Raw genomic sequence first — 417 nt, forward strand, 5'->3', positions numbered from 1 at the left:
GAGCAAGAGCGTTTAGAGAAAGAACGTCTGGAAAAGGAGCGTCTTGAGCAAGAGCGTTTAGAGAAAGAACGTCTGGAAAAGGAGCGTCTTGAGCAAGAGCGTTTAGAGAAAGAACGTCTGGAAAAGGAGCGTCTTGAGCAAGAGCGTTTAGAGAAAGAACGTCTGGAAAAGGAGCGTCTTGAGCAAGAGCGTTTAGAGAAAGAACGTCTGGAAAAGGAGCGTCTTGAGCAAGAGCGTTTGGAGAAAGAACGTCTGGAAAAGGAGCGTCTGGAGCAAGAGCGTTTAGAGAAAGAACGTCTGGAGAAGGAGCGTCTTGAGCAAGAGCGTTTAGAGAAAGAGCGTCTGGAAAAGGAGCGTCTTGAGCAAGAGCGTTTAGAGAAAGAACGTCTGGAGAAGGAGCGTCTGGAGCAAGAGCGT

General features: G+C 48.4%; 1 protein-coding gene. It reads left to right on the forward strand.

Translation table 11 applies throughout. The annotated features are described in order from the left end of the window. On the forward strand, window positions 1-417 hold a 417-nt coding region (locus tag ACY2RR_RS24395; protein ID WP_490110809.1), incomplete at both ends, for a hypothetical protein.

The sequence above is a fragment of the Parendozoicomonas sp. 2304DJ65-17 genome, assembly GCF_058148445.1.